Here is a 25803-nt window from a genome sequence, read left to right as displayed (position 1 = left end):
CAGCCACCGATCTTGCGCGGCAACAAAGTTCGCGCACAGCGGAGCCACGCCGGTGGTCAGTACCGGAAGAACCGCTCCCGCTGTCCCTGCCGCACCAGCTTCAGCCACCGCACGAACGCCGCCGGGTCGCGCTTGACCCCCACGAAGTACAACCCGAACCGCAGGACCTCCAGCGCGCCGATCTTGCGCATCCCCGGCTGGGACAGCAGGTAGCCCCGGTTGCGGTAGGTGTAGTAGCGCTTGACCTCGTTCTCCGGGTCCTGCGCGTGGAACCGCCCGCCGAGCATCGGCTTGAACTCGTCCGAGCCGTCCGGGTGCAGGTACGCCACGCGCAGCGACGTGCCGAACGGCAGCCCGGACCGGACCAGCCGCCGGTGCACCTCGACCTCGTCACCACGCACGAACAGCCTCAGGTCCGGTACCCCGACCACGTCCAAAGTGGACGACCGGAACAGGGCACCGTTGAACAGCGAAGCGATACCCGGCAGGAAGTCGACGCCCAGCTCGGCCGAGGACCGCTTCCAGGTCAGGCCCCGCCGCAGCGGGAACGCCAGCCTGCCGGGTGCGTCGATGTTGGTGACCATCGGTGAGATCTCGGCCAGCCCGCGCTTCTCGGCCTCCTCCAGCAGCACCGACAGCACCGTCTCGTCGGCCGGGCGGCCGTCGTCGTCGGCCAGCCACACCCAGTCCGCGCCCAGGGCGAGCGCGTGCAGCATCCCCAGTGCGAACCCGCCGGCCCCGCCGAGGTTGTGGTGGGAGGGCAGGTACGTGTACGGCCCGGGGAACGACTCCACCACGTCCCGCGCCGACTGGTCCGGTCCGTTGTCGACGACCACCAGGTGGTCGACCGGCCGGGTCTGCGCGGCGATGACCTTCAGCGAGTCGGCGAGCAGCTCGCGGCGGTGCCGCGTGACGACCACCGCTGCCACGCCGCCCGGTTGCATCGGAGGCCGCTCCGGACCGCTCATGTCACTCCCCGCCCTGGACCGCGGGCGCGGTCTCGAGCCGCTGGGCGGTTTCCGCGCTGATGTTCTCGAACGGGTCACGACCCTTGTACGCGGTCAGTACCTCGCGCAGGCCGCCCCGCATCTTCATCCGGCCTTCGTCCATCCAGATGGCCGTCGTGCAGAGCTCCAGGAGCAGGTCGTCGGCGTGCGAGGCGAAGACCAGCATGCCGGACCGGTTCACCAGATCCACCAGCCGGTCCCGCGCCTTGTTGAGGAACGCCGCGTCGACCGCGCCGATGCCCTCGTCGAGGATCAGGATCTCCGGGTCGATCGTGGTCACCACACCCAGCGCGAGCCGCACCCGCATACCCGTGGAGTACGTCCGCAGCGGCATCGCGAGGTAGTCGCCGAGCTCGGTGAACTCCGCGATGTCGTCGACCCGCTTCTCCATCTGCTTGCGGGTCATCCCGAGGAACAGGCCGCGGATCATGATGTTCTCGTAGCCGGAGATCTCCGGGTCCATGCCGATGCCCAGGTCGAACACCGGCGCGACCTTGCCCTCGACGCGGGCCAGGCCGCGGGTGGGCTCGTAGATGCCGGACAGCAGCCGCAGCAGCGTCGACTTGCCGGCGCCGTTGTGGCCGACCAGCCCGACGCGGTCCCCCTCGCGCAGCGACAGGGTGATGTCCTGCAGCGCCTCGATGATCGGCACCTTCGCGTCGGTGCCGATCTTGCCGCCGACCTTGCCGAGGACCTTCTTCTTCAGCGAACGCGTCTTGGCGTCGAAGATCGGGAAGTCGACGTAGGCGTTCTGCACATCAATGCTGACCATGGTCTGTTCTCACACCCAGTAGGAGACGCGGGCCCGGTAGTTGCGCATGGCGACGAGCGCGAGCAGCCAGCCCACGATCGTGATGCCACCGACGGCGACCCAGCTCCAGACGCTGACGGCCTGCCCGATCAGCGGCGCGCGCAGGATCTGGACGAAGTGGTAGATGGGATTGAGCTTGATGATCGGCTCGGCCCAGCTGACGCCCTCCCGGGCACCGCTCTTGAGCTGGTCGATCGGCCAGACGATCGGGGTCAGGTAGAACAGCAGCTGGACCAGGGAGTTGATCACCTGCGGCAGGTCCCGGTAGCGGGTCGACACGATGCCGAGCAGCAGCGTCACCCAGAGGCCGTTGAAGGCCAGCAGGAAGAACGCCGGGATCGCGCTGAGCGTGTACCAGCCCAGGCCCGGGTGGCAGATCAGGTTCGGGTCCGCGGTGCAGTGCCCGTCCTTCGTCGTCAGCGAGTAGCCGTGGGAGAGGTTGCCGAAGAAGATCGCGGCCACGAGCGCGATGACGATCAGGTTGTGCGCGAACATCAGCGTCTGGCGCCACACCGTGCGCAGTGCGTAGACGGTCAGCGGCGCCTTGATCTGCTTGATCAGGCCCTCGTTGGAGATGAACGTCTCCATGCCCTCGACCAGGCAGCCCTGGATGAACGCCCAGACGATGAACCCGGCGCTGATGTAGGGCAGGAACGTGCCGATGTTCATCTTGAACAGCTGCGAGTAGAGCAGGCCCAGTCCGAGCGCGATGACGCCCTGGCTGATGGTGATCCAGAACGGGCCGATCACCGACCGGCGGTACCGCTGCTTGATGTCCTGCCAGCCGAGGTGGCTCCACAGTTCGCGCTCGCGGAGCCCCTGCCTGATGTCGCCCACGGCGCGCCCGAAGGTGCGGCTGTCCGACAACGGGGGCAGCTCCGCCGCGCGGGCGAGATCGTCGCTGGTCTGGTCGACCGTGCTGGTGGCTTGCACGGGACCTAGCGTAGCGAGCGGGACACCCGCGCTCCGGGCAGGGCGGAGACGCCCGGATTCCCTGGACATCGTGTGAAATCACGGTGTGCGACTGTCCGTGACACCTGTGTATCGAATCGTCACGTGCTCGCGTTGCCCCGCCGAGGGCCGGAAGACCCGGGTGCCGGCGGTCGTCCGGGCGGAGACCGCCGTCGCGACGGGGTGGGGCGCGTCCGTGCTGGTCAGGTTGTTTCGCGTCGCCGCCTCCGGTGAACCTCGCTAGAGTCGTCCGCCTCGATGACGAAGGGTGATTGCCGTGTGCCTCGCCGAAAGGATCCGCGCCGGGCACCCGCGCGCGGCTGGAGGAGCCCCGGCCGCCGGCGGGCGGGGCAGTAGGTGACCACCATGACCACCACCGTCCGCGACGAGGTGCGGCGCCGGCCCATCCGCGGCTGGGTGTGGGCCGGGGTCGCGGCGCTGCCGGTGGCGCTGACCGCGTCGTGGATCGGCCTCGGCCACGACGTGCGGGCCGTGCTGGGCGGGCTCGACGTCAGCCGGTTCGGCGCGGCCGGCGCGTTCGTGGACCGGCCACCGGCGTACCGGTGGCTGGTGCACGGCCTGGGCGTGTTCGACGTGGGCTCCGTCGGTGTGGGCGAGGGCCTGGTCCGGCTGGTCACGCTGGCGGTCGTGGCGGGAGCGGCGTGGTGGCTGCGCGCCGGGCTCCGGCGCGGGCTGCGGCCCGGGGAGGCGTCGGCCGTCGCCGCGGCGGTCGGACTGGCGCTCGCGCTCGCGCCGAACGGGGACTTCCTGCAGCCGGAGTGGGTGGCCGCGGTGTGCGCGGTGGCCGCCATCGGGGCGGCGCTGACGGCTCCGGCGGCGGTCGGCGGGGTGCTGCTGGCGCTCGCGGTGCTGGTCGGGTACACGACGCTGCCGACCGCGCTGATCGCGCTGGGCGTGATCGCCGCGCTGGACCGGCGGCGCGCGGTGGTCGCCGGTGGCACGGCGGTGGTGGTCACGGCCGTCCTGTTCGGACTGAGCCTGCTGGCACCGCGGGAATGGCGCTGGTTGCGCGAGTCGGTGCAGCTCGACGAGGGTGTCACGCGCAGCATCGGCGCGCTCGTGAAGTTCGCGGCGAACGAGGCCATGCTCACGCCGATGCTCGCCTTGCTGCCGGCGAGCCTGGTGGTGCTGATGCGGGTGTCCCGTGCCCGCACGGCCTGGGTGGTGTGGACGGTGCTCGCGGTGGCCGCGGTGCTGGCCGGCGTGGCCGTGCCGGGCCAGTGGTTCCAGTTCCAGGCGGCCGCGCTGGTCCCGCTGGCCGCGGGGTGGTGGGCACTGGCGATCGCGCGCTGGACACTCGTGCACGGCCGCCCGCCGTGGACGCTGGTCGGGGCGACCGTGGTGGTCACGTTCGCCGCCCGGGTGTGCCTCGGCGCGTCGTTCGACTGGCGGTCCGGGCACGGCACGCTCGCGTACGGGCTGCTGGCCGGGCTGGTGGTGCTGGCCGTGCTGGCGTGCGCGGTCGAGCCCGGGCGCGGCGGGCGGCCGGTGCTGTCGGTGCCGGTGCTGGTGGGCGTGCTCGCGTTGGCGGTGCCGATCCTGCCGACCACGCCGTACTCGTTCGACGGTGTGCACGCCGACTACACCAATGCCGGCCGGGTCGAGATCGAGCACAAGTTCACCGGGGAACTGCTCGCGGTGCGGGACCGGATCGGCGCCGGCACACCCGTGGTGTACCTGGCCTTCGGTGACATCCCGTACTTCCTGGGCAACCCGACGCCGTGCCGGTACCCGTCACCGGCGTACCTCCACCAGGGCGGGTACCCGCCCGGACTGCGGGGCACGGCGAGCTACGCCGAGAACGTGGCGTGCCTGTCCGACGAGTCGGTGCGCTACGTCGTGCTGGAGCCGGTGTGGATCACCCCGGCCGCGCTGCCGCCGGAGATGGCCGCCGCCGTGCGCGACCGGTTCGACTGCTCCCGCGCCCTGCGCACCGACGACGTGACCGTGTGCCCACGCCGGCAGCCGTGACCGCGACTACGTGACCGGGACCGCGACTACAGGTACTGGCCCGTCCCGCTGATGCCCGGCGGCTGACCTTCCTGCCCGCCGCGCCCGGGGGGCAGCCCGCGGCGCATTTGCTCCAGCTGCACCCGCGCCGCCATCTGCTGCGCGAACAGCGCCGTCTGGATGCCGTGGAACAGTCCCTCCAGCCAGCCGACCAGCTGGGCCTGCGCGATCCGCAGCTCGGCGTCCGACGGGGTGGTGCCGTCGGTGAACGGCTTGACCAGCCGTTCCAGCTCGCTCTGCAGCTCCGGCGCGAGCGCCTGCTCCAGCTCCTTGACCGACGTCTGGTGGATCTCCCGCAGCCGGTCGCGGCTCGCGTCGTCCAGCGGGGCGGCCCGCACCTCCTCCAGGAGCTGCTTGATCATCGTGCCGATCCGCATGACCTTCGCCGGCTCTTCGACGAGGTCACCGACCGACTCCTGGTGCTCGTCCTCCCCGTTGGGGATCCGGGCCGTGCCCACCGGAGACCCGTCCGGACCCACCACGACCACGCGGTGGGGCTGCTCGTCGGGGGAGTTCGACTCGGAGAACTTCGGTTCCGTCATTGCTCCATCCTGGCTGGTTCGGCAACGCGCTGTGTCCGAGCCTAGTCTTTCCGCGCGGCGGCGGTCGGGGACAGCCCAACCCCGGGACGCGCCGCGAAACTACTCGTCCGTACGGTGGTGCTCATGGCGTTCGACGTCGCTCGAATTCGTGGGTTGTTCCCCGCGCTGGGTGACGGCTGGATCCACTTCGACGGCCCTGCCGGAATGCTGGTACCCGAACAGGTGGCCTCCGCCGTCTCGACGGCGATGCGCGCCCCGGTCTCCGGACCGGGCGGCGCGTTCCCGGCGTCGCAGCGGGCGGAGAGCATCGTGACCGCGGCCAGACGGGCGGTGGCCGATCTCGTCGGTGCCGATCCGGCCGGTGTCGTGCTCGGGTCGAGCGCGGCGGTGCTGCTGCGCCGGCTCGTCGACGCCCTGTCGGAGCGCTGGACCCTCGGTGACGAGGTGGTGGTCTCGCGCCTGGACGAGCAGGCCAACATCGTGCCCTGGACGCACGGCGCGAAACGGGTCGGCGCGGTGGTGCGCTGGGCCGAGATCGACATCGAGAACTGCGAGCTGCCGGCCTGGCAGTACGAGAACCTGGTCAACGCCCGCACCAAGGCGGTCGCCGTCACCGCCGCCTCCGGAGCGGTGGGCACCCGCCCGGACGTGCCCACGATCGCCGAGTTCGCCAAACGGGTCGGTGCGCTGGTGGTCGTCGACGCCACCGCCGCCGCGCCGTTCGTGCCGCTCGACATGAACGCCCTCGGTGCCGACGTGCTCGTCGTGGCCGCGCAGGCGTGGGGCGGTCCGGCCGTCAGCGCCCTGGTCTTCCGCGACCCCGACCTGCTGGAACGGCTGCCGTCCGCGTCGCTCGACCCGGGTGCCCGCGGGCCCGCCCGGCTGGAGCTGGGGCCGCACGCCTACCCGCTGCTGGCCGGGCTCATCGCGTCCATCGACTACCTCGCCGGCCTGGACGACGCCGCCACCGGCTCCCGCCGCGAGCGTCTGGTGACCTCGCTGGGGTCGGCGAAGTCCTACCACGCGGGACTGCTCGCCCAGCTCAGCACCGAACTGCGCGCGCTGCGGCACGTCATGGTCATCGGCGACGCGATGCGCCGCATCCCGGCGCTCGCCTTCACGGTGATGGGCAAGAAGGCGCCCGAGATCGCCGAATACCTGGCCTCGCAGGGCCTGTGCGCGTTCGCCGACCTCGGCACCAGCGGCGTGTTCGCCGCGCTCGGCGTCGGAGAGGTGGGCGGCGCGGTGCGGATCGCGCTCGCCCACTACTCCAACGTCTTCGAGGTCAACCAGCTGGCGCGGGTGTTGGAAGAGCTGCGCTAGCCGCGGACCGACAGCAGCACCTTGCCGAACACGCCGCCCTCCTCGAGGGCACGGTGGGCCGCCGCCGCATCGGCCATCGGCACGACCTGGCCGATGATCGGCCGCACGGCGCCCTCGGCGACCAGCGGCCACAGGCGGTCCCGCACGTCCGCGACGATGCGCGCCTTGTCGTCCACCGGTCGCGCCCGCAGCGTGGTGGCCGCGACGCTGGCGCGCTTGCTCATCAGCTTGCCGATGTTCAGCTCGCCCTTGACGCCGCCCTGCATGCCGATGATCGCCAGGCGGCCGCCGGTCCTCAGCGCGCTGACGTTGCGGTCCAGGTACTTCGCGCCCATGTTGTCGAGGATGACGTCGGCCCCGCCGGTTTCCTTCTGGAGCACTTCGACGAAGTCCTGCTCGCGGTAGTTGATCGCGAGGTCGGCACCGAGCTGGCGGCAGCGGTCCAGCCGGTCCGCCGAGCCGGCGGTGACCGCGACCGTGGCGCCCAGTGCCTTGCCGACCTGGATCGCGTGCGTGCCGATGCCGCCAGCGCCGCCGTGCACGAGCAGCACATCACCCTCGGTGAGGCCGGCGTGCATCACGATGTTGGACCAGACCGTGCAGGCCACCTCGGGCAGGCCGGCGGCGGTGATCAGGTCGACCTCGCCGGGCACCGGGAGCAGCTGCCCGGCGGGCACGGCGACGCGTTCGGCGTAGCCGCCACCGGCGAGCAGCGCACACACCTCGTCGCCGACTTGCCAGCCCTCGACACCCTCGCCGAGCCGCGCGATCCTGCCGGAGCACTCCAGGCCGAGGATGTCACTCGCCCCGGGTGGCGGTGGGTAGTTGCCCTGGCGTTGCAGGAGATCCGCCCGGTTCACCGCGCTGGCGGCGACGTCGAGGAGGACCTCGCCGGGGCCCGGTTGCGGGTCGGCGACCTCGACCCATTCCAGGTTGTCCGGGCCGCCGGGTTCACGGAGCTTGATCGCATGCATGAGCCCGACCCTATTGCCGGGGTAGACCGAATGCACGATTGACCTTCGGGCGGATCGGGACAAAAGTGACTGCCCATGTCACTTCGGCCAAAGCGAACCTTTGCCGCCCTGGTGCTGACCGCCGCGCTCGCGTCGGCCGTCACCCCGGCCGCGACGGCAGCCCCGTCCCCGCTACCCGCACAGCTCGTCAAGAAGACCGACGCCGGTGCGATCAACCGCCATCTCGTCGCGTTGCAGCGCATCGCCGACAGCCACGCCGGCAACCGCGCCGCGAGCACCGACGGTCACGCCGCGTCGGCCGAGTACATCGCCGGCAAGCTCGCCGACGCGGGGTATTCGGTGACGCGGCAGGAGTTCCCGTTCGTCTACACCGAAAAGCTCGCGGAGAAGCTGACGGTGGGTGGGGCGGACGTCCCGATCACCGTCATGACCTACAGCGCGTCCACTCCCGCGGGCGGGATCACGGCGCCGCTGGCGGTGGTCCCGGTCGACGCCACCCCCGGTTGCGAGGTGTCGGACTACACCGGGGTGACGGGCAAGATCGTGCTGGTGTCGCGCGGCGCGTGCCCGTTCGCGCAGAAGCAGGCGGCGGCCGCGGACGCCGGTGCGCTCGGCGCGATCATCTACAACAACGAGGCAGGCCCGCTGAACGGAACGCTCGGCGACCCGGCTGCCTCGCGCATCCCGACGGGCGGCATCTCCCAGGCCGACGGGCAGGCGCTCGCCGGGCGCAACGGTGCGACGGTGACGCTGGATCTGCGCGAGTTCCGGGAGCAGCGGACGTCGTACAACGTGATCGCGGAGACGAAGACCGGCCGCAAGGACAACGTGGTGATGGCCGGTGCGCACCTGGACAGCGTTCCGGCAGGGCCGGGCATCAACGACAACGGCACCGGCTCGGCGGCGCTGCTGGAGATCGCGTTGCAGCTGGGCAGCAAGCCGAAGGTGGAGAACGCGGTGCGGTTCGCGTGGTGGAGCGCCGAGGAGTACGGCCTCGTCGGATCGACGTACTATGTGGACTCGCTGACGTTCGAGCAGCAGCTGGACATCGCGCTGTACCTGAACTTCGACATGATCGGCTCGCCGAACGCGGCGTACTTCGCCTACGACGGCGACAATTCCGACGGGGTGGGGGCCGGACCGGGCCCGTACGGTTCGGCGCAGATCGAGCGGACCCTGACCGGATACCTGAACGACCGCGGCGTTCCCACGGAGGGCACGGACTTCGACGGCCGGTCGGATTACGGTGAGTTCATCGCGGTGGGGATTCCCTCGGGTGGCCTGTTCACCGGCGCGGAGGACGCGAAGACGCCCGAGCAGGCCGCGAAGTGGGGCGGCCAGGCAGGTGTCGCGTACGACCCGTGCTACCACCAGGCGTGCGACAACCTCGGCAACGTGGACCGCGTGGCACTGGACCGCAACGCCGACACGATCGCCTGGGCACTGGGAACGTTCGCGCTCAGCACGGAGTCGGTGAACGGTGTCGCCCCGGGCAAGCCGGCGGTGAAACCGCACCGGCACCCCGCGGCGAAGGCGGCCAGGTCGGCTGTTGCCTGACCCGGTTGACCGCCGGGCGCGGCCCCGATCGCGTGGCTGAACGGGCCGCGGCGTCAGCCGCTGCTTGATCGTGCAGGAGGTGTCGCCCGGCCCCGGGCCGGGCGACACCTCCTTTCCGTGCCGGCGAGCCGTCCGCGCAGGACCGTCCCATTCGCCCGACGGGCGACGGCCCCACTTCGCGGACGCGCGAGGGTCCTGTTCGTGGACGCGCGAGGGCCCTGTTCGCGGACGCGCGAGGGCCCTGTTCGCGGACGCGCGAGGGCCCTGTTCGCGGACGCGCGAGGGTCCTGTTCGCGCGTAGGCACGATGGTCTCGCTCGTCGACGCGCGAGAGTTCCATGCACACTGCGCGAAAGTCCCACTTGTGCGAGCAGGACAGCCCTGCTGGTGGACGCGCGAAGTCTCCAATCACGACCACTCGAGAGTCCCGCTCACGCGCATGCAACAGTTCCACTCGCGTGCTGTTCGACCGTTCCACTCGGGACGCGTGAAAGGTCCGGTCAACTCACGCGGAAGTCCCAGTCACGGTTGCGCGAAATCTCCCTCCGCGCCGCCGGTGACGACGACCCCGCCGGCCCCGTGCGCGAATATGCCGCACGCGCCAGCACGAGGGTGCCGCTGACGTGCGCGCGAAGGTTCCACCCGCGCAGGCACGAGGGTTCCAGTCGCGCAGGCACGAGGGTTCCACCCGCGCAGGCACGAGGGTTCCACCCGCGCGGCGCGGACGGTTCCGCGAGCTGGCACACGGGTGCCGCTCGCGCTGGCGCGAGGGTGCCGTTCACGGGCGCGCGAAGGTTCCATTCGTGCGGGCACGAGGTTCCCAGTCGCGCTGGCGCGAGGGTGCCGTTCGTGGGCGCGTGAAGGTTCCATTCGTGCGGGCGCGAGGGTGCCGCTCACGCTGGCACGCGGGTGCCGCTCGCGCTGGCGCGAGGGTGCCACTCACGGGCGCGCGAAAGTTCTACTCACGCAGGCATGAACGGTTCCACTCGCGGGCGCGCGACGGCCGATTTCGGGCTGTGCGAAAGGGATAGTCGCCGACCGCACCACAGGCCCACTCGCCGGCCCACGAGACGCTCCACCCGTGACCGCCCGAGATACCCATTCGCTCATCAGCGTGCGAGCTTCGCAGTCATGAGTGCGTGAGGTGTCCCTCTCGCGGGTCGGTGAACGGCCCAATCACTCACCGACACGCGAGAGTCCCACTCGCGCGCAGACGAACTGTCCACTCGTGCAGCAGCGGCGTCAGCCCAGGTTGTTGGTGCCGAAGGTGTCGCAGCGGGCGGGGTCGCCGGTCTGCAGCCCGGTGGTGAACCAGCGTTCCCGCTGCGCCGATGTGCCGTGCGTGAACTGCGAGGAGTCCACGTGGCCCCCACCGAGTTTCGACTGGATGTAGTCGTCGCCGATGCGGGAGGCGGTGTCGAGCGCGCGGTGGATGTCGTCCTGCGTGACGTCGCTGATCAGTGGCCGCCCGCTGGACGACGGTGTGGTTGTCGCGTGGTTGGCCCACACGCCGGCGTAGCAGTCGGCCTGGAGTTCGAGCCGCACCGAACCCGACGTCGGTCCCGTCTGGTTGCCGACCCGGCGGGACGTGCCGAGCAGGTTCTGCACGTGGTGGCCGTACTCGTGCGCGAGCACGTACGCCTCGGCGAACGTCCCGCCCTGCGTCCCGAATCGCGTGCGCAGCTCGTTGTAGAACGACAAGTCGATATAGACCTCGGAGTCGGCCGGGCAGTAGAACGGTCCGACGTCGGAGGTGGCGTTGCCGCAGCCGGTGCGCACGGCGCCGCTAAAGAAGTTCGTCTGCGCCTGCCGGTAGGTGCGGCCGGAGCGCGCGAACTGGTCGCTCCAGTAGTCCTGAACCGAGTTCACGATGGCGACGATCGCGCAATCGTGGTTGGAGTTCGCGTCCGCGCCGGTGCGGCACTCCTGCGCGAGCCGCCCGTTGGTGACCTGCTCCCCGGACCCGAGATCGCCCAGACTGCCCGCACCACTGGGGCTGACCCCCCCGATCTGGGAGAGCACGAAGTAGATGATCACGCCGACGACGCCGAGGCCGCCACCGCCGAGCGCGATTCTGCTCCCGATCCCGCCACCACCTCCGCGGAGGTCGTCGACCTCGGACGTGTCCAGCCCGGCGCCTTCGTCAAACCGCACGCGTTCTCCCTCACACAAGCCTGGGTGCGGACCGGCCGGTCCGCACCCAGGATTACCGAGGTTGTCAATTGTAATCAGCGGTTGACCACGTCGCGGGCCGGCGAGTCGCTCTGCGGTGCGGACACGGAGACCGCACCGAAACAGGCTCGAAATCGCCGTAGTGCGCTAACGATGGTCGAGGCGCATCGAGATGGAAACCCGTGCTGCTCACAGTCACAGCCGGACTGGGTTCATCGCATCCCGGCCGTGGGTCCACAGCGTAATCCGGTAGTCAACCGCGAGGAACTTCTCGTCATTGAACCACCTGATCCTCTCCCGTCGGACGGCTCGGTGGGCCGCACCCGGGTAGTGCGTCCCGGACCGGTGACCGATCCGCCGTTGCCCCCAAGTCTGCGCCTGCGGCATCGAATCCTCAACCGGGGCGTCGTCCCTCGTTGGTTGGTATTCGGGCCTCCCGGCTAATGTTCCGGCATGGGTGAGGCGCGCTGGCTGAGTGAGCCGGAGATGTCGGCCTGGCGCGCGTACATCGTCGCCACGCTACGGCTCCGCCAGCGGCTGCACCGCGAACTGGCCGCCGCGCACCGCGTCTCGCTGACCGACTACGAGGTGCTCGTGTGCCTGGAGATGGCGCCGGACGGGCGGATGCGCATGTCCGATCTCGCCACGGTGATGGCGTCGACGAAGAGCCGGCTGTCGCACCAGATCGCACGCATGGAGGCCGCCGGCCTGGCCCGGCGCGCGCCCGACCCGGATGACAAGCGCGGCGTCGTGGCCGAGCTGACGCCCGGCGGGGCGGCCCTGCTGGAAGAAGCGGCCCCGACGCACGTGGCAGGCGTGCGCGCGCACCTGATCGACCTGGTTACGCCCGAGGAGCAGGCGGTGCTCGCCACGGTGTTCTCCAGGGTCGCCGAACACCTCGATGGCCTGGGCGGCTGAGCAGCTACCCTGAGGCCCAGGGAAGCGTGGCAGAGCGGCCGAATGCACTCGCCTTGAAAGCGAGCGTCGGGAAACCGACCGGGGGTTCAAATCCCTCCGCTTCCGCGTCTGTGACCAGGGCATATGCCGCGTCCGGCATCCTTGGCCGGTGTCGTGGCGGGTGCCCTGGTCTCGCCGGGCCGGCTCGTCCCGCGGGGCGGGTAGCTTCTGCGGGATGTGGGACGTGCTCGCCGACCTGGTGGGGTCGCTGATGGGGGCTCCGTCCTTCGAGCTCGATACCGATCGGCGGCGGGAACGTGTGTCGCGCAGACGTCGGAAGGATTTCGAGTCGGGGGGCGAGATCAGGCTGCGGTGCGCGGTGCGGTGGCCGGAGGGAGGCTTGCCGCGGTGGCGGTCCGGGCGCCTGCGGCTGTCCCGAGGTCGAGCGCGCTGGTCGCCGCGTTCACGTCGATCGGCTGTCACGGAGCTGGACTACGTAGCTGCAACACCGGTTAGGACGCGGCGACGGACTGCCTGGGAGCGTTTCCGCCTGGTCCGCACTGACGTCGTCCTGGTTTACGGGACGCAGCTTGAACTCGCGGTAGGACGCGGCGACCTGGCCGACGTCGCGAGGTTGTTCGAGATCCCCCCGAACGACCGATGACCGGCGGCTCTCGCTGGGTGCCGTGGTTCGGCTCCGGTCGTGGGGTGAGCCTTCCCGCGTCACTTCGCCGGGCGCCAGAGCAGCGCCACGCCATGGCCGGGCAGCAGCCAGGACCGCACGTCGAGGTCGGGCAGGTCCTCCGCCTTCAGCCAGTGCGCCGAGGCGGTGTTCGACCGGAAGGTGAAAGGCACGACCCGGAACTCGAAGCGGGTGCCGCCGTCGAGGGCGAGTTCCCTGGCGGACATCGAGATCCGTTCGACGTAACACGGGTACGGCGCCTGCCAGTAGCAGTATCCGTCGTCGATGCGTTGCAGCGCGGTCGCCCGCATCGACAGGCGCTCGATCGCGGCGACCGCGTGGTCGTCGCCGGCGATGTCGGACAGGTCGCATTCGAAGATGCGCAGGTCGGACAGGTGGTCGAGGGTGTTCTGGCGGGGGAGGGGGCCCATGTTGGTGCGGAAGAAGGTCAGGTAGTCGGCCCACTGCTGGTACTTCACCTCGCGCAGTTCGAGCCGGTTCGACGATGCCACGTGGTGCCGGCCCGCCTCGTCGAGGTACTCGATCCGCAGTTGCACGGACGGCAGCATGTCGTCCACGGAACTCTCGAACAGCGAACTGTCCGGCACGAACCACAGCTCGAACAGCGGCAGCTGGCAGCCGGCGCTGATCGAGTCCCGCAGCAGCGCATCGCAGGTCGCGAAGATGATGAACCGGTCCACCTGCACGTTCTTCTTGAAGCTGTACGTCACCGCCGTGGTCAGGTGGTAGATCTCGTGGTCCACCGCGCTCAGCTCGAACATCACGCCGGTGTGCGTGCTGATCGTCAGGTCCCCGCCGAGCGGCCGCAGCCCCTCGCCGCCCAGCACGCCCGTCACCACGTCGCGGTTGGCCTCGTTGTCGCCGTAGATCGAGTGCAGGAAGGTTTCCATCACCTGCTGGGGCAGCAGCGCCTCCACGATTCGCGGGCCGGAGATCCGGGCGAGCTCCGCCACCAGCCGCCGGTGCACGAACAGCTCGTACCCGCCGATCCCGCATCCGGCGGCGATGACCAGCGGGAACATCGCCACGAGCACGTCGTGCACCGCGGTCGGCCACCCGGCCGCGGCGGGCCAGGACACGACGGCGAGCAGCGCGGCGACCCCGGCGGCCACCAGGCCGATCGCGAGGTGCAGCACACCAGGGCGCGCGGGCACACCAGGCCGCTGTTTCTCCCCAGCTGTCACAGCCTCTCCGCCCGGTTCGAGAGAACTCATGATCGGCGGAGCGGCCGGGACGGCGAAAGCGGCCGATAGGCTTAATTCACGGCTGCTGCCAGCGCGGTTCGTCTTCCAGTGCGTACGTGGTGAGCGTGGCCCGCCGGCCGGTCGGTGTGCCGGTCTGCGTGATCAGGTCGGTGTACAGGCCGAGCAGGTGCGTCGCCATCGCCGCGCGGGCGCCGCCCTCGTCGCGGCGCTTGAGGAACCAGGTGACCTGGTTGTGGTCGTTGGCCGAGCGGACGTGCACCTCGGAGCTGCTGTAGCTGTTGCGCCGGTACCCGCGCAGCTGCGGCACCAGCGACCGGTACAGCTGGTCCAGCAGCTCGTTGTGGCTGGCACGCACGACCGCGGCGTGGAAGTCCTCGTCGGTTTGCAGCAGCTCGTCCTTGTCGTCGATCGACGCGGACTGGTGCAGTTTCGCCAGCTTCGCGATGTCGTCCAGCTCGCCCTCCGTGGCTCGGGTCGCGGCCAGGCTCGCCGCGGTGGTCTCGAGCGCGATGCGGACCTCCAACAGGTCCGCATCGCTCACGCGCCGGTCGAACACCAGGGGTTCGTCGTGCTCGGACACGTCGGTCGACCGGACGTACCAGCCGCGGCCGCGCATCACCTCGACCACGCCCTGGAGCTGTAGCCGCTGCAAGGCGGTGCGCAGCGAACTGCGGGCCACCGCCATGCGCTGGGCCAGTTCGGGTTCGGTGGGCAGCCGGTCGCCCGCCTGGAACTTGCCGCTGCGGATCAGCGACCTGATCTTGTCCTCGATCAGTTCGGGCAGCGGCTTGCGGGTGTTCGGTGAGAGAGCCCAGCTCTCGTCGTCCATCGTCGACCTCTCGCGTGGCTCCTGGAGTCCCCGAGCTTCCAGAAACCCTAACTCTGATCAGATGCCAGACGCAAGTTGTCTGTCAGCAGTAGTTGCTTGACAGACAACTGACAGCAACGCGATCATACAGATGCCGACAGCAGGTGAGCGGCCGGGCCACCAGCCCGGAGCCACCGCGGCCAGTGAGGAGGTTTTCGCCATGAACCCGGAATCTCTGTTCGCTGTGATCTTCTTGGTGGCTCTCGGAGTAACCCTCATCGGGTGGCGAACGGTCATCGTGATGACCCTGACGGCGGGATTCGTCCTGGCGGTGCTGGGGTTCGTCCAGATCGTCTCGTTCCTCGGTGCGGGTACCTAGGAGCCTGATCCGTCTGTTGTCTGACAGCCGCCCCGTTGCGCGGCGGGGTCCGGTGCGAGTTGTACTCTCGCGCGGTCCAGGGCTGTTCCCCACCTACCGGAAGCCGCGCGGATGTCCAGACCTGCCTGGCCGGATGCCACGGCCGTGCACGCGGCGCTGGCGCCGGCCGGCGCGGTGATCGAGGAGCGCCGCGCGCTGTACCGGCTCGGCCTCGAGCTCCTGGCGCCCGGGCACGAGCCGGTTCCGGTCACACAGCTCGACAACCCCCTGTTCCGGTTCCGGATCGGGGAAGCGCTGGCCGGGCGGATGCCCTTCGACCCCCGGATCGACGACGACCTCGGTGCCCGCACGACCGAGCTGCCCGCCGGGCCGTTCACCATCCGCGTGGTCACCGGAACCGACGACCGGCTGGCCGGGGCGATGCGGGTCATCCAGACCCAGAGCCTGCCCGGACGGCGCCCGCCACAACCGCTGACCGGCGACGACGAAGCGCTGGCCACGGTCGCGGCCGGTCTGCGCAAGGTGCGGGAGGTCAGCCCTGCGCTCGCCGACGACCTGCTGGCGCACGTCGGCCTGCTGGTGGTCCTCGATCCGGCCACCTCCGGCGGGCTGATCTCCGCGTCGTCGCGGCTGTTCCCCGGTCTCATCCTGATCGACCGGCCGTCGTCGGCCTACGCGGTCGCCGAGGCGGTCGTCCACGAGGGCGCCCACGTCAAGCTGTTCGACCTCGCGATCACGCGGAACTTCCTCGGCGCGGACGTCGCCGCGGGGCGGGAGTTCCGGCCGTCCTGGTCGGTCGCGGTGTGGCCGGTCGAACAGGTGATGGCGGCGTTCCACGCCTACACCTGCCTGGCCCAGTTCGCCGATGACGTCGCTCGTCGTGGGGAGATGGGGGAACTGGGCCCGGATTCGCTGCTGACGCGGGCGCGCGAGCGGGCGACGGAGATCGGACGCTGGCTGCTGGGTGAACAGGACGCGCTGGAATCCGACGCCAGGTGGCTGCTGCACACGTTGCTCGGGGACGGCGGTGAGCCCGAACCACCGTCGCCCGTCACCCGTTCGATCTGCGACGGCCACTACACGCTGGACCCGATGGTGCGGCTCGCCCGGATCGAGTCCACCGGCCGGGTGCTCGCCGGACGTCCTGGCACCCCGCCCGAATTGCATTGGCTGGACGGGGAAGCCGCCGAACTGGTGGTCGAGCTGAGCCGGGCTCCGGCCGGCCGGTCCCTGTCGGAAATCGGTGCCGGACGGGCGGCGGTGCTGGGTGCGCTGGCGGAGGCGACCTTGGTTCGTGCCACCCCGCGCGGCGGAGTACTGTCCTCTTCGGACGGAACAGGCACGTCGGAAGGAACCTGATGTCGATCCAGTGGGATCCGCGCCGGAGGCACGAAAACCGGCCCGGCGAAGCGACGGTGCCCCGGCCGGAGTCTCCGGATCCCGGCAACCGGCCCAGCGGCCGGCCGATCACCCGCGTCGACTTCTTCCGCCGCATGCCGACCGGCGGCACCGCCTACCTCAAGCCCGCCGGCCCCGAGGACGACTGAACCCGGCCGGACGGTCCGTAGCGTCAGATCGTCCCGTTCGCCATCGCTTCGCAGCTGCGCACCACGACCGCCGCCGCACGCCGCTGCCGCGCGCTCAGCTCCGGGTTCTCCACCTGGTCCCGCCATCGCCGCACGGCCGGCAGCACCTGTTCGCCGCCCAGCCGCTCGGTGCGGGAGGTGCCCGCAGCACCCAGCAGCCGCAGCGCATCCGCGGTCAGCTCGGTGGAAAAGGACGTCCGTCCGGTTCGCAGCGCGGACACCAGCCGCAGCTCCCGGAACTCGTGGGCACCCGCCAGCAGCCGTTCCAGCTCCGCGGCCAACCCCGCCGCGGCCGGCCGCGGTTCCATGCGCAGCACCACTTCCAGCCCGATCAACGCGGAACGGGCCTTCAGCACGTCCCGCCGCGCCACGAAGTACCCGTCGATGGCCTCCCGCAGGTCAGCGAGGCCACTGCGGGGCACGAGCTGCCCGGCCAACGCGGGCAACGTGTCCGCGCCACGGCGGATCAACGTCACCGCCAGCCGCACCCCGAACAACCCGAACCGGCCGAGCAGCGCGGCGCGGTCGGGCGCGGCCACCGGCGCTGGGAACTCCACCGCAGCGAACCGGTCCGCGGACAGCAACCCCGGCTCCAGCTCCGCCCGCGGTATCGCCGCGAGCGTGCGCAACACCGAGAACTCCGGCTCCGTGAGCGTGCGCCCGGCCGCGGCGAGCAGCCCGGCCACCGGCACGACGTCCTGGCACAACCCGGCCACCTGCGGCGCCACCCGGTACCGGCGCGCCACCTGCCGCGCGGAGATCACCGCGTCGATCCGCCCCCCGCCCAGCTCGTCGGCCCGGGAGAGCACGACGAGCGCGTTGACCGGGGCCGCGCGCGCGACCGGATGGTCCTGCAGGGTGTGCAGGAAACCGAGATCCGCTCCGGACGGGCGCCGCACGAGGTACAGCACGGCGTCGGCATCCATGCTGATCCCCTCGATCGTGCTGGGTGCCGCACCGCCGTCGATCGCCGGGGTGTCCATCAGCATCAGCTCGTCCCCCGAGCGCCCCGGTGCGGTCCGGAACCAGGTCATCTCGGTTTGCGGCGGCTCCCCGGCGAGCGCGGCGACCAGCGTCGAGCGACCGGACCCGCTCGGCCCGACCACCGCCAGGCGCAGCGGGTCGTCGAACCGGGTCAGCTGGCGCTGCAGCCAGCTCGTCGCGCGTGGGCTGTCCTGGTAGACGCCGACGGCTTCCTGGAGCACCGCCCGCGTCCGCGCGGCTAGGCTCACGCGGTGATCCCCCGTTGGGTCGGCAGCTGGGGCGGCGCGGCGAGGGCCTGGGCGCGCCGGCGCAGGACGTTCAGCTCCTCCATCATCCGGCGGATCTCGTTCGCGCGGGCCGTGCGGCGGGTGCTGTCCTCGTCGATGGCCTGCTTGAACGTCTTGGCGGTCTCGGTGATCTCGCCGCGCAACTCGTCGGCGATCGCGTTGAGCCGGTCGCGCAGCGCGCGGTGGATCTGCCGGGCGGTGTCCTTGCTGTGCTTGCCGTAGCGGAGGAAGAAGTCGTCGACGTAGCGGTGCGCGGCGGTCTTCGCGGCGTGCTGGCGTCGTTTGAGCCGGTTGCCGCGCTCCTCGAACACGCTCTTCGCGCCGAACGCCGCGCCGGCGCCGAGCGAGATCGGGTTGATCAGCGGCAGCCCGGCGATGGTCGTCGCCAGACCGAACATCAGCAGCCCGCTGTAGGACCCGCGCATGCCGACGAACAGCTTCTGCCCGACGCCGAACCGCTCGACCCGCGGCATCCGCAGGTCACCGACCGCGTCACCGGGGATGTCGCGTGGCAGCGAGTCGGGCAGCGCGTCCTCGCGGTGCGGCGCGACCTGGCGCGCGATCTTGCGGGCGATCCACTCGAACCGGTCCAGCAGCCACTCCGAGTTCGTCTCGGCGACCGCGGTGAGGTTCTCCCGCAACCACGCCTCGAACTCGTCCCACGTCTTCGCCGGGTCGGCGGTGTCGAAGTACTCGTCGACCTCGACCAGGATCTTGCGCGTGCGGTCGCGCAGGTCGAACTCGACGTCGGAGATCAGGTCGGACACCTCGTCGGACAGCATCGTCTGCCAGCGGCTCGCGTCGCGCTGCAGCTTCTCCAGCCGGTGCCCGGCCGCCCGCCAGCGCGCGACGGTGTCGCCGTTGTCCGGTTGCTGGGTGGCGGCGAACTCCTCGTGCAGCGAGTTCTGCAGTGACTCCACCGCGGTCGTGCTCAGCGCCGCCACCGAGCGGCGGGCCAGCAGATCCGCCTGGCCGGGCAGGTCGCGGTGCAGGCACCGGACCAGCTCGCCGAATCCCGACTCGGCGTTGAGCTCCTGATCACCGGTGCGCGCCGCGGCCAGCCGCAGCGCCGCCGACACGGGGATCATCGACGCCGCCAGGCCGCGCTGGTCGAGCCGGCTGCGGTTGCGCTCGGCGACGGTCCGCCAGCCCGGCACCAGGTCGATCTTGGTGAGCACCACCAGCACCGTCGGGCACAGCCGGATCACCTGCTCGAGCAGGTGGATCTCCGACGCGGACAACTCGCTGGTCGCGTCGGTGGCCATCAGCACGGCGTCGGCCGAGTCGACGGTGTCCATGGCCGCCTGCGCCGGGGTGTCGACCAGCGCCAGGCCGGACAGCAGCGCGCGGGGCAGGCCGACCTCGGCCCGCACGACCGGTGGGCCGCTCACCGCGACCGCGTCCCGGTTGGCCTGGCCGGTGACCGCATCGACCGGCACCGCCTCCCGGGCGGGGCCTTCGATGACCCGCGGACCGGCCGTGACGACCGCCGCGGTCGGGGTGGCGGCATGGGTGACGACGGCGGGCACGGTCGTCGTGGCGTCCTCACCGACCGCGCACACCGGCGCGTTGACCAGGGCGTTCACCAGCTGGCTCTTGCCCTGGCCCGCCTCGCCGATCACGACCACCCGCAGCTTCTCGTCGAGCAGCTGCGCTCTGCGTCTGCGGATCCGGTCCACGAGGTCGGGACGGCGCTGGGTGGCGCAGACGTGGGCCGTGTCGTCCAGTACGTCGAGCCAGGGCGGTGCAAGCACGCGGAGGAGTGTGCCGTGTCGTGACCAAAACGTGAAGCGGCGGGGTCCGTTCTGAGACGAACCCCGCCGCTTCATCGGTGAGTGGTAGCCGCGCCGTCGCGGCGACCGGTCAGTGACCCAGGGGCAGGTCACCGTGCAGGCCGCCGAGGTCAGCGGCCTCGGGCAGCGGTGCGTGGTTGAGGGGGCCGATCGCGTCGGTCAGCGGGCTGTCGGTGACGGACAGGACTTCCTTGCCCGGGTCGGTGGACAGCACGTGCTCGACGTGGTGGGTGACCTCCGGCAGCGGGTTCGCGACCGGCAGGTGCGGCAGCCCCTGCGGCAGCTCGGCGGTCGGGTGCACCGGCAGGTCGCCCGCCGGGATCGTGGTGGGCACCTCGGCCGGCAGCGCGGACGGCACGCCGGGGGCGGCGGGCAGGTCCGAGGCCAGGTCGGCGGCCTGGTGACCACCATCGGACACGGCGGTGCCGGCCTGGGCGCCGGCGTTGGTCACGGCCGCGCCGAACTGCGTGCCGCCCGCGGTCAGGTACTCGCCGAGGGTGGCCGAGCTCTGCGCGATCTTCCCGCCCAGCAGGTCGCCGCCGATCGAGACGTAGTCGGCGATCGGGCCGGCGGCCGGCTCGGAACGGCTCAGGACGTCCGAGTCGAGGGAACCGGCGAGGTCACCGGCCTGGTCGAAGTTCGGCAGGTCGGCGGGCACGCCGTTGATGCCGACGCCGTAGGTGCCCAGCGCCGACTCGGCGCGTGCACCGCCGAGGACGGCGTCGTCGTCGGCGGTCAGGCCGGCCTGCAGCGCGCCCTCGTTGTTCTGGATGCCGAACCCGCCGGTGAAGCCGCTGGTGCTGCCCGCGGCGCTGCCGAGGAAGGAACCGGCCGGGGTGCCCGCGGTGCCGCCCACGGCGGCGCCGTTCTTGGCATCGACGCCGGCCGCGGCGGCACCGTCGGCCACGTGACCCGCGTAGGAGACGGTGGCGGCGTACCCGTCGGCGGAGGTTGCGCTGTCGGTGGCGATGCGGCCGACGACCGGGATGTTCAGGTCCGGCGCCTCGCCGAGCGACGGGGCGTCCACCGGCAGCGCGCCGAGGGCGTCGGTGCCGACCAGACCGGTCAGGTCCTCGGTGCCCACGGGCAGGTCCGCAGTGTCGACCGGCAGGCCGGTCACCGCGTTCGGCACGTCGGCGCGCTCGGCGCCCACGCCCGGCAGGGACGGCAGCTCGCCCAGGTTGGGCAGCTCGACCGGGAGCTGGGGCAGCGCGCCGGTCAGACCCTCGACCTCGGGCAGCGACACCGGCAGCTCGGCCGCGTCGATCGGCAGCGCGCCGAGCGGGAGCGCGTCGATCGGCAGCTGGTCGATCGGCAGTGCGTTGACGGGCAGGTCGTTGCGGGCCGGGAGGTCGGTCGGCAGGGCCGGCAGCTCGTCCAGCTCCGGCAGCGCGACCGGCAGGCCGTTCGTCGGGAGCGCGTCGACCGGCAGGTCGTTCACCGGCAGCTCGGCCGGCAGAGCCGGGGCATCGAGGGGCAGGTCGCTGAGCTCGGGCAGCGCGACCGGCAGGCCGTCGGTCGGGAGCGCGTCGACCGGCAGCGCGTTGACGGGGAGGTCGTTGACGGGGAGGTCGTTGCGGGCCGGGAGATCGGTCGGCAGGCCCGGCACCTCGACCGGCAGCTCGTCCAGCTCCGGCAGGGCGCCCGGCAGCGCGTCGGCAGGCAGCGAGGGAGCGTGCACCGGCAGGTGACCCACCTCGGACAGCGCGGGCAGGTCGCCCAGCTCGGGGGCCTCGACCGGCAGCGCGCCGGTCGGGAGGGCGTCGGTGGGCAGGTCGGCGCGCGCCGGCAGGTCCAGCGGCAGCTCGGGAGCGCCGACGGGCAGCGCGTCCGCGACCTGGGCCACGGCCTGGAGCTGGGCGATCGCACCCTGCAGGTCGGTCGTGCCGGCGTCCAGCGGGAGCGCGGACAGCGCGTCGGCCAGCGGCGCGGGGGCGTAGTCGGCGACCAGCGGGGCGACTTCCTGGATGTCCTGCGGCGTGACGTCGCTCAAGCCGGCGGCGGCGAGCGCGTTGCTGGGGTCGGCGGCGAACGCGGACCGGGCAGCCTCGTCGTTCAGCAGGTTCAGCACGAACTCGTGCAGGTTCTGGGCGGGGAGAGACAAGGAATTATCTCCGCGGATCTCGGGGGTGGAAAAAACGGACAAGGCGCCCGGGGTGCATCGCAGGACGCCTTGGCCGAACTTAGTGATCGTTCCGTTACCGCGGCATCGGGGATCGGGCCGCAACCTCGAACCGGGTCATCCACGCCACTCGTTAGGGGATTAGGGGATGTGACCCCAACGGGCGACTTTGGTACGAAGGGGCAACCCCGTGAGTGAGGATTCCGCCCCTATGCGTCACGTTCTCGGCATCGACATCGGCAGCACCGGCATCGCCGCTGCCGTGTGCCGCGGCGTGGGTGAGAGCTGGTCGGAGCCGGTGGCCGTGCCGCCGGTCGAGTCGATCCTGCACGTCGCGCCGGACGCCACCGTGTCGGTCGGTGCGGAGGCGCTGCGGCAGTCGGTGACGGAGCCCGACCGGACGGCGCGCGGGTTCCTGCGCCGCGTCGGTGATGACGTACCGTTCTTGCTCGGTGACGAACTGTATACGGCGGAAGCGCTCACCGCAGCCGCCGCCGGCTGGGTCGTGGACCAGGTCGCCGCCGAGGAAGGCGAGCCGGCCGAGCGGATCGCGGTCACCCACCCGCCGAGCTGGGGCACCTACCGGCGCAAGCTGCTGCTCGACGCCCTGCACGCGGCCGGGCTCCCGCCCGCCATGCTCCTGCCCGCGCCGGTCGCCGCCGCGGAGGGTCACCTCGCGCGCGAGCGGATCGACCCGGGCACGCTGGTCGGGGTGTGCCGGATAGGCGGCGAGCACACCGACCTGGCCGTTCTGCACCGCGGTCCCACCGCGTTCGAGCTGGTCACGCACGCCGAGCCGGCGGAGCCGGTGTCCGGCAAGGTGCTCGACGACCTGCTGTTCGACCACGTCCGCGACCGGTGCGGCGAGGTAGCGCCGTCGGCGTTGCGGCTGGTGTGCACCGAGGCGAAGGAACGGCTGTCCGTGCTGCCCGAGACGGAGATCGGGCCGGTGCGGGTGACGCGTGCCGAATTCGACCGGCTGGCGCGCCCGGGCTTGCTCGCCACGCTGGAACCGCTGCGCCGGTACGAGCGGCTGAGCGCCGTGCTGCTCGTCGGCGGCACGGCCGCGGTCCCGCTGCTGGCCGACCTGGTCGTCGGGCTGACCGGCTGCCGCGCGGTGACCGAGCCGGAGCCGGCCACCGCGGTCGCGCGCGGCGCGGCCCTGGTGGCGCGGCTGGCGGAGGGCGCGGCCGTCGAGTCGACCGCGCTCGTGCCGAAGGTGACCGGCTTTCCCGACCTGGAACCCGAAGACGTGTACGACGACGAACCCGTTCCGCCGCGGCCGCCCGTCGTACTGACTCCGCTCGAACCGCCCCGTCGCCGGTTCGTGCCATCCCGCCGCGGCGGCTCCCGAAGCGAGGACGACGAGTGATCCTGCTGGACGAACCCACCGAGCGGGTCTGCGCGGCGATCAAATCCGGTCAGCTCGCACCGGTCCGCCTCGCGATCGTGGCACCCGGCGGTTACGGCAAGACCGCCGTGCTCGGCCACCTCACCGGTGCGCCGGGCGTGCGCCTGGTCGACGACGCCCACCTGCTCACCGACACCGAACTGTCCGAAGTGGCCGGTCAGCTCGACGACGACACGACGGGGCTGGTCATCGCGGCCCGCCCGCACCCCCGCCCCGCCGCGCTCAACCAGGTGCTCGGCCGGCTGACCGGGCAGCTGGTGCTGCGGCCGTTCGACCGGCCGCGCACCGAGACGTTCCTGGCCGGGGCCGGGCGCCCGCTGCAGGCCGACGCCGTGCTGGCGCAAACCGGCGGCGTCCCCGGGTTCGTGCGTCTGCTGGCCGCCGGTGACGGCGAGCTGGTCGCCGCGTTCCGGCACGAGCTGGACCAGGCGGGCGAGGACACGTTGTGTTACCTGCTGGCGATTGAAGCCGGCGCGGATCCCGACCTGCTCGCCGCGCTGAACCTGCCCGCAGCCACCGCGGAAGCCGTGCGCGCCACCGGCTTCCTGGGACCGGACGGCCGGTTGCTGCCGGTCGCGGCACGGGCGCTGCGGGAGCTGGTGCCGGCCGATCGGCGGATCGCGTTGCGGCTGCGGCTCATCCGGCGCCAGCTGGACCGGGGCGGCCCGGTGCTGAGCCTCGTCCGGCCGCTGATCGGGACCGGGGTGACCGGGACGGACGTCGCGGCGGCGTTCGAGGTGGCCGCGGGCGAGGCGACGCGGGAACCGGCCCTCGCCGCCCGGTTGTACGAGGCGGCGGTGCGCGCGGGCCGTCCGACCGCCGCGGTCGGATCCCGCTGGGCGGAGGCGGTCGCGCGCGCCGGGGACTTCGACACCGCACTACAGCTGGCCGACCAGGTGATCGCCTCGGACGACGCCGCGGACCGGGCCGAGGGCGCGCAGGTGGCGGGTGCCGCGCTGGCCCACCGCGGCCAGCTGGCGCGCAGCGCGGAGCTGTTCCAGTGGTCGGGCACCGCGGCGGCCCGGTGCTTCGCGGTGATCGGGCTGACCGGGTCCGGACGGCTGGCCGAGGCGGAGAAGTTGCTGGCCGGGTCCGAGGTGGACGGCCCGCCGACCCTGCTCGCCGGGGCGGTGTCCTCCGCCGCGACGGGCGTGCTGGAGTCGGTGACCGGCCAGCCGACGGTCGCACTGTCCACTTTGATCCGGTCGGCCGAGATGCTGGCACCGGTGTCGGACCGGGTGCTGCTGCCGGACAGCCCGGCCGCGCTCGGCGCGCTGGTGGCGTTGCATTGCGGTGAGGCGGCGATCGCCGAGCCGTTGCTGGAGCGGGCGATCTCGTCCGGCGTGCTGGTGCCGCGGCACCGGTTGCTGCTGGCGTGGATCGCGATGCTCCGCGGCGACGAGGAGGGCGCGAACGCTCAGCTGCGCTCGGCCGGGGAGAAGCTGTCCCCGCGGGACTGGCTGTTCGCGGTCGGGTTGCGGGTCGGGCTGGCACGCCGGGCCAGTGACCTGGCGGGGCTGCGGCGGATCTGGATCCAGGCCCGGGAAGCCGTGGTCCGGCATCCGGTGGACCTGTTCACGTTCCTGCCCTTCGGCGAGTTCGAGGTGGCGGCGGCGCGGCTCGGCGAGCGGGACCGGCTGGCGCCGCACCTGCGGCAGGCGCGGGAGTTGCTGGCCGGGCTCGGTGATCCGCCGTTGTGGGCGAGCGCGCTGCACTGGAGCGGACTGCACGCGGCGGTGATCGCCGAGCAGCCGGAGGAGGCGGCGTCGCACGCCTCGGCGCTGGCCGACGCGGCGGTGGCGGGTCCGTACTTCGCGACGATCGCCCGTGCGGCCGGGTGCTGGCTGAAGGTGCTCGGTGGCGAGGTCGACGCGGTCGAGGTCGAGTCGGCGGCCCGCGACCTGCACGGTGTCGGCCTGTGCTGGGACGGCGCGCGGTTGGCCGGCCAGGCGGCGATCCGGACGTCCGACCGCAAGGCGATGCTGACCCTGCTCGACTGCGCCCGGGTGCTCCAGGGCCGCCCAGGCCGGGAAGCGGTGGAGCACACGGGCGGGGCGCGGCTGAGCGAGCGGGAGCGGCAGGTCGCGGAGCTCGTGGTCGCCGGACTGACCTACAAGCAGATCGGCGACCGGCTGTTCATCTCCGCGAAGACCGTGGAGCACCACGTGGCGCGCATGCGGCAGCGCCTCGGGGCGTCCAGCCGCGGTGAGCTGCTGGCCGAGCTGCGGGAGATCGTGCAGGTGGCGTCCTAGCCGAGCGCC

The 25803-nt window shown here is 71.8% G+C and carries 20 protein-coding genes and 1 tRNA gene; 10 read left to right on the top strand and 11 right to left on the bottom strand.

The genetic code is table 11. From position 1 onward, the window contains the following. Positions 1-56: 56 nt before the first annotated feature. From glfT1 to wzm, 3 genes are read right to left on the bottom strand one after another with little or no spacing between them, the layout of a single operon-like run. Positions 57-968: a galactofuranosyltransferase GlfT1 gene (gene glfT1, locus FHX45_RS14825; RefSeq protein WP_279588871.1), complete on the bottom strand. Its 912-nt coding sequence runs from the start codon at positions 966-968 to the stop codon at positions 57-59. A gap of 1 nt (position 969) precedes the next feature. Next, a complete protein-coding gene (gene wzt, locus FHX45_RS14820; protein WP_167101482.1) occupies positions 970-1779 on the bottom strand; it encodes a galactan export ABC transporter ATP-binding subunit Wzt/RfbE in 810 nt (269 codons plus the stop codon). Between the two features lie 9 nt (positions 1780-1788). Then, positions 1789-2751 carry a galactan export ABC transporter permease subunit Wzm/RfbD gene (wzm, locus tag FHX45_RS14815; RefSeq protein ID WP_341771464.1) on the bottom strand — a complete coding sequence of 321 codons (963 nt, stop codon included), beginning with the start codon at positions 2749-2751 and terminating at the stop codon, positions 1789-1791. 384 nt (positions 2752-3135) lie between these two features. On the opposite strand from wzm, the gene FHX45_RS14810 reads away from it, so the two are divergent. Then, entirely contained in the window at positions 3136-4761 is a 1626-nt protein-coding gene (locus FHX45_RS14810; protein ID WP_167101476.1) for a hypothetical protein, read from the top strand. A 26-nt stretch (positions 4762-4787) separates the two neighbouring features. On the opposite strand, the gene FHX45_RS14805 is transcribed toward FHX45_RS14810, so the two are convergent. Beyond that, positions 4788-5342 carry a bacterial proteasome activator family protein gene (locus FHX45_RS14805; protein ID WP_167101474.1) on the bottom strand — a complete coding sequence of 185 codons (555 nt, stop codon included), beginning with the start codon at positions 5340-5342 and terminating at the stop codon, positions 4788-4790. A gap of 123 nt (positions 5343-5465) precedes the next feature. On the opposite strand from FHX45_RS14805, the gene FHX45_RS14800 reads away from it, so the two are divergent. Continuing rightward, on the top strand, positions 5466-6665 hold the full coding sequence (locus tag FHX45_RS14800; RefSeq protein WP_167101471.1) for a cysteine desulfurase-like protein: 1200 nt from the start codon (positions 5466-5468) through the stop codon (positions 6663-6665). Here the strand turns inward: FHX45_RS14800 and FHX45_RS14795 are convergent. Continuing rightward, positions 6662-7639 carry an NAD(P)H-quinone oxidoreductase gene (locus tag FHX45_RS14795; RefSeq protein WP_167101468.1) on the bottom strand — a complete coding sequence of 326 codons (978 nt, stop codon included), beginning with the start codon at positions 7637-7639 and terminating at the stop codon, positions 6662-6664. The two genes, FHX45_RS14800 and FHX45_RS14795, sit on opposite strands and share 4 nt — an antisense overlap. Positions 7640-7714: 75 nt before the next feature. On the opposite strand from FHX45_RS14795, the gene FHX45_RS14790 reads away from it, so the two are divergent. Then, complete coding sequence (locus FHX45_RS14790; RefSeq protein ID WP_167101465.1) at positions 7715-9196, top strand: M28 family metallopeptidase; 1482 nt, start codon at positions 7715-7717, stop codon at positions 9194-9196. Positions 9197-10437: 1241 nt separating this feature from the next. On the opposite strand, the gene ypfJ is transcribed toward FHX45_RS14790, so the two are convergent. Continuing rightward, positions 10438-11349 (bottom strand): KPN_02809 family neutral zinc metallopeptidase, encoded by a 912-nt coding sequence (gene ypfJ / locus FHX45_RS14785; RefSeq protein WP_167101462.1) that lies wholly within the window; start codon positions 11347-11349, stop codon positions 10438-10440. A 471-nt stretch (positions 11350-11820) separates the two neighbouring features. On the opposite strand from ypfJ, the gene FHX45_RS14780 reads away from it, so the two are divergent. Beyond that, on the top strand, positions 11821-12285 hold the full coding sequence (locus FHX45_RS14780) for a MarR family winged helix-turn-helix transcriptional regulator (RefSeq protein ID WP_167101459.1): 465 nt from the start codon (positions 11821-11823) through the stop codon (positions 12283-12285). Between the two features lie 20 nt (positions 12286-12305). Next, positions 12306-12390, top strand: a tRNA-Ser gene (locus tag FHX45_RS14775). 597 nt (positions 12391-12987) lie between these two features. On the opposite strand, the gene FHX45_RS14770 is transcribed toward FHX45_RS14775, so the two are convergent. Beyond that, positions 12988-14151 carry a hypothetical protein gene (locus FHX45_RS14770; protein ID WP_341771462.1) on the bottom strand — a complete coding sequence of 388 codons (1164 nt, stop codon included), beginning with the start codon at positions 14149-14151 and terminating at the stop codon, positions 12988-12990. 76 nt (positions 14152-14227) lie between these two features. Then, positions 14228-15001 carry a FadR/GntR family transcriptional regulator gene (locus tag FHX45_RS14765; protein WP_167101456.1) on the bottom strand — a complete coding sequence of 258 codons (774 nt, stop codon included), beginning with the start codon at positions 14999-15001 and terminating at the stop codon, positions 14228-14230. Positions 15002-15236: 235 nt separating this feature from the next. Here FHX45_RS14765 and FHX45_RS28420 point away from each other — a divergent pair, with 235 nt between their 5' ends. The 3 genes from FHX45_RS28420 to FHX45_RS14755 all read left to right on the top strand — a co-directional run bounded on the left by FHX45_RS28420 (position 15237) and on the right by FHX45_RS14755 (position 16906). Beyond that, positions 15237-15359, top strand: a complete 123-nt coding sequence (locus FHX45_RS28420; RefSeq protein WP_279588870.1) for a hypothetical protein — start codon at positions 15237-15239, stop codon at positions 15357-15359. A gap of 111 nt (positions 15360-15470) precedes the next feature. Next, positions 15471-16718 (top strand): aKG-HExxH-type peptide beta-hydroxylase, encoded by a 1248-nt coding sequence (locus FHX45_RS14760; protein WP_208405934.1) that lies wholly within the window; start codon positions 15471-15473, stop codon positions 16716-16718. Continuing rightward, the gene (locus FHX45_RS14755) at positions 16718-16906 is read left to right on the top strand and encodes a hypothetical protein (protein ID WP_167101453.1); all 189 of its coding nucleotides are present in this window, start codon (positions 16718-16720) and stop codon (positions 16904-16906) included. The genes FHX45_RS14760 and FHX45_RS14755 overlap by 1 nt, the downstream gene beginning before the upstream one ends. A 23-nt stretch (positions 16907-16929) precedes the next feature. Here the strand turns inward: FHX45_RS14755 and FHX45_RS14750 are convergent, their stop codons facing one another. The 3 genes from FHX45_RS14750 to FHX45_RS14740 all read right to left on the bottom strand — a co-directional run bounded on the left by FHX45_RS14750 (position 16930) and on the right by FHX45_RS14740 (position 22113). After that, a complete protein-coding gene (locus FHX45_RS14750) occupies positions 16930-18177 on the bottom strand; it encodes a GTPase family protein (RefSeq protein WP_167101450.1) in 1248 nt (415 codons plus the stop codon). Beyond that, complete coding sequence (locus FHX45_RS14745; protein WP_167101447.1) at positions 18174-19970, bottom strand: dynamin family protein; 1797 nt, start codon at positions 19968-19970, stop codon at positions 18174-18176. The genes FHX45_RS14750 and FHX45_RS14745 overlap by 4 nt, the downstream gene beginning before the upstream one ends. 109 nt (positions 19971-20079) lie before the next feature. Next, positions 20080-22113 (bottom strand): IniB N-terminal domain-containing protein, encoded by a 2034-nt coding sequence (locus tag FHX45_RS14740; protein ID WP_167101444.1) that lies wholly within the window; start codon positions 22111-22113, stop codon positions 20080-20082. Positions 22114-22342: 229 nt separating this feature from the next. On the opposite strand from FHX45_RS14740, the gene FHX45_RS14735 reads away from it, so the two are divergent. Then, entirely contained in the window at positions 22343-23503 is a 1161-nt protein-coding gene (locus FHX45_RS14735; protein ID WP_167101441.1) for an Hsp70 family protein, read from the top strand. After that, complete coding sequence (locus FHX45_RS28415) at positions 23500-25794, top strand: LuxR C-terminal-related transcriptional regulator (RefSeq protein ID WP_167101438.1); 2295 nt, start codon at positions 23500-23502, stop codon at positions 25792-25794. The genes FHX45_RS14735 and FHX45_RS28415 overlap by 4 nt, the downstream gene beginning before the upstream one ends. Positions 25795-25803: the final 9 nt, after the last annotated feature.

It is taken from the genome of Amycolatopsis granulosa, from assembly GCF_011758745.1.
GTDB lineage: Bacteria > Actinomycetota > Actinomycetes > Mycobacteriales > Pseudonocardiaceae > Amycolatopsis_E > Amycolatopsis_E granulosa.
This window is presented reverse-complemented; position numbering and strand designations above follow the sequence as displayed.

Excerpts from the sequence above, each read along its gene's own strand:
- glfT1 (WP_279588871.1), bottom strand. The coding sequence starts at position 968 with ATGAGCGGTCCGGAGCGGCCTCCGATGCAACCGGGCGGCGTGGCAGCG.
- wzt (WP_167101482.1), bottom strand. The coding sequence starts at position 1,779 with ATGGTCAGCATTGATGTGCAGAACGCCTACGTCGACTTCCCGATCTTC.
- FHX45_RS14810 (WP_167101476.1), top strand. The coding sequence starts at position 3,136 with ATGACCACCACCGTCCGCGACGAGGTGCGGCGCCGGCCCATCCGCGGC.
- FHX45_RS14805 (WP_167101474.1), bottom strand. The coding sequence starts at position 5,342 with ATGACGGAACCGAAGTTCTCCGAGTCGAACTCCCCCGACGAGCAGCCC.
- FHX45_RS14800 (WP_167101471.1), top strand. The coding sequence starts at position 5,466 with ATGGCGTTCGACGTCGCTCGAATTCGTGGGTTGTTCCCCGCGCTGGGT.
- FHX45_RS14795 (WP_167101468.1), bottom strand. The coding sequence starts at position 7,639 with ATGCATGCGATCAAGCTCCGTGAACCCGGCGGCCCGGACAACCTGGAA.
- FHX45_RS14790 (WP_167101465.1), top strand. The coding sequence starts at position 7,715 with ATGTCACTTCGGCCAAAGCGAACCTTTGCCGCCCTGGTGCTGACCGCC.
- FHX45_RS14780 (WP_167101459.1), top strand. The coding sequence starts at position 11,821 with ATGGGTGAGGCGCGCTGGCTGAGTGAGCCGGAGATGTCGGCCTGGCGC.
- FHX45_RS14765 (WP_167101456.1), bottom strand. The coding sequence starts at position 15,001 with ATGGACGACGAGAGCTGGGCTCTCTCACCGAACACCCGCAAGCCGCTG.
- FHX45_RS14760 (WP_208405934.1), top strand. The coding sequence starts at position 15,471 with ATGTCCAGACCTGCCTGGCCGGATGCCACGGCCGTGCACGCGGCGCTG.
- FHX45_RS14755 (WP_167101453.1), top strand. The coding sequence starts at position 16,718 with ATGTCGATCCAGTGGGATCCGCGCCGGAGGCACGAAAACCGGCCCGGC.
- FHX45_RS14735 (WP_167101441.1), top strand. The coding sequence starts at position 22,343 with ATGCGTCACGTTCTCGGCATCGACATCGGCAGCACCGGCATCGCCGCT.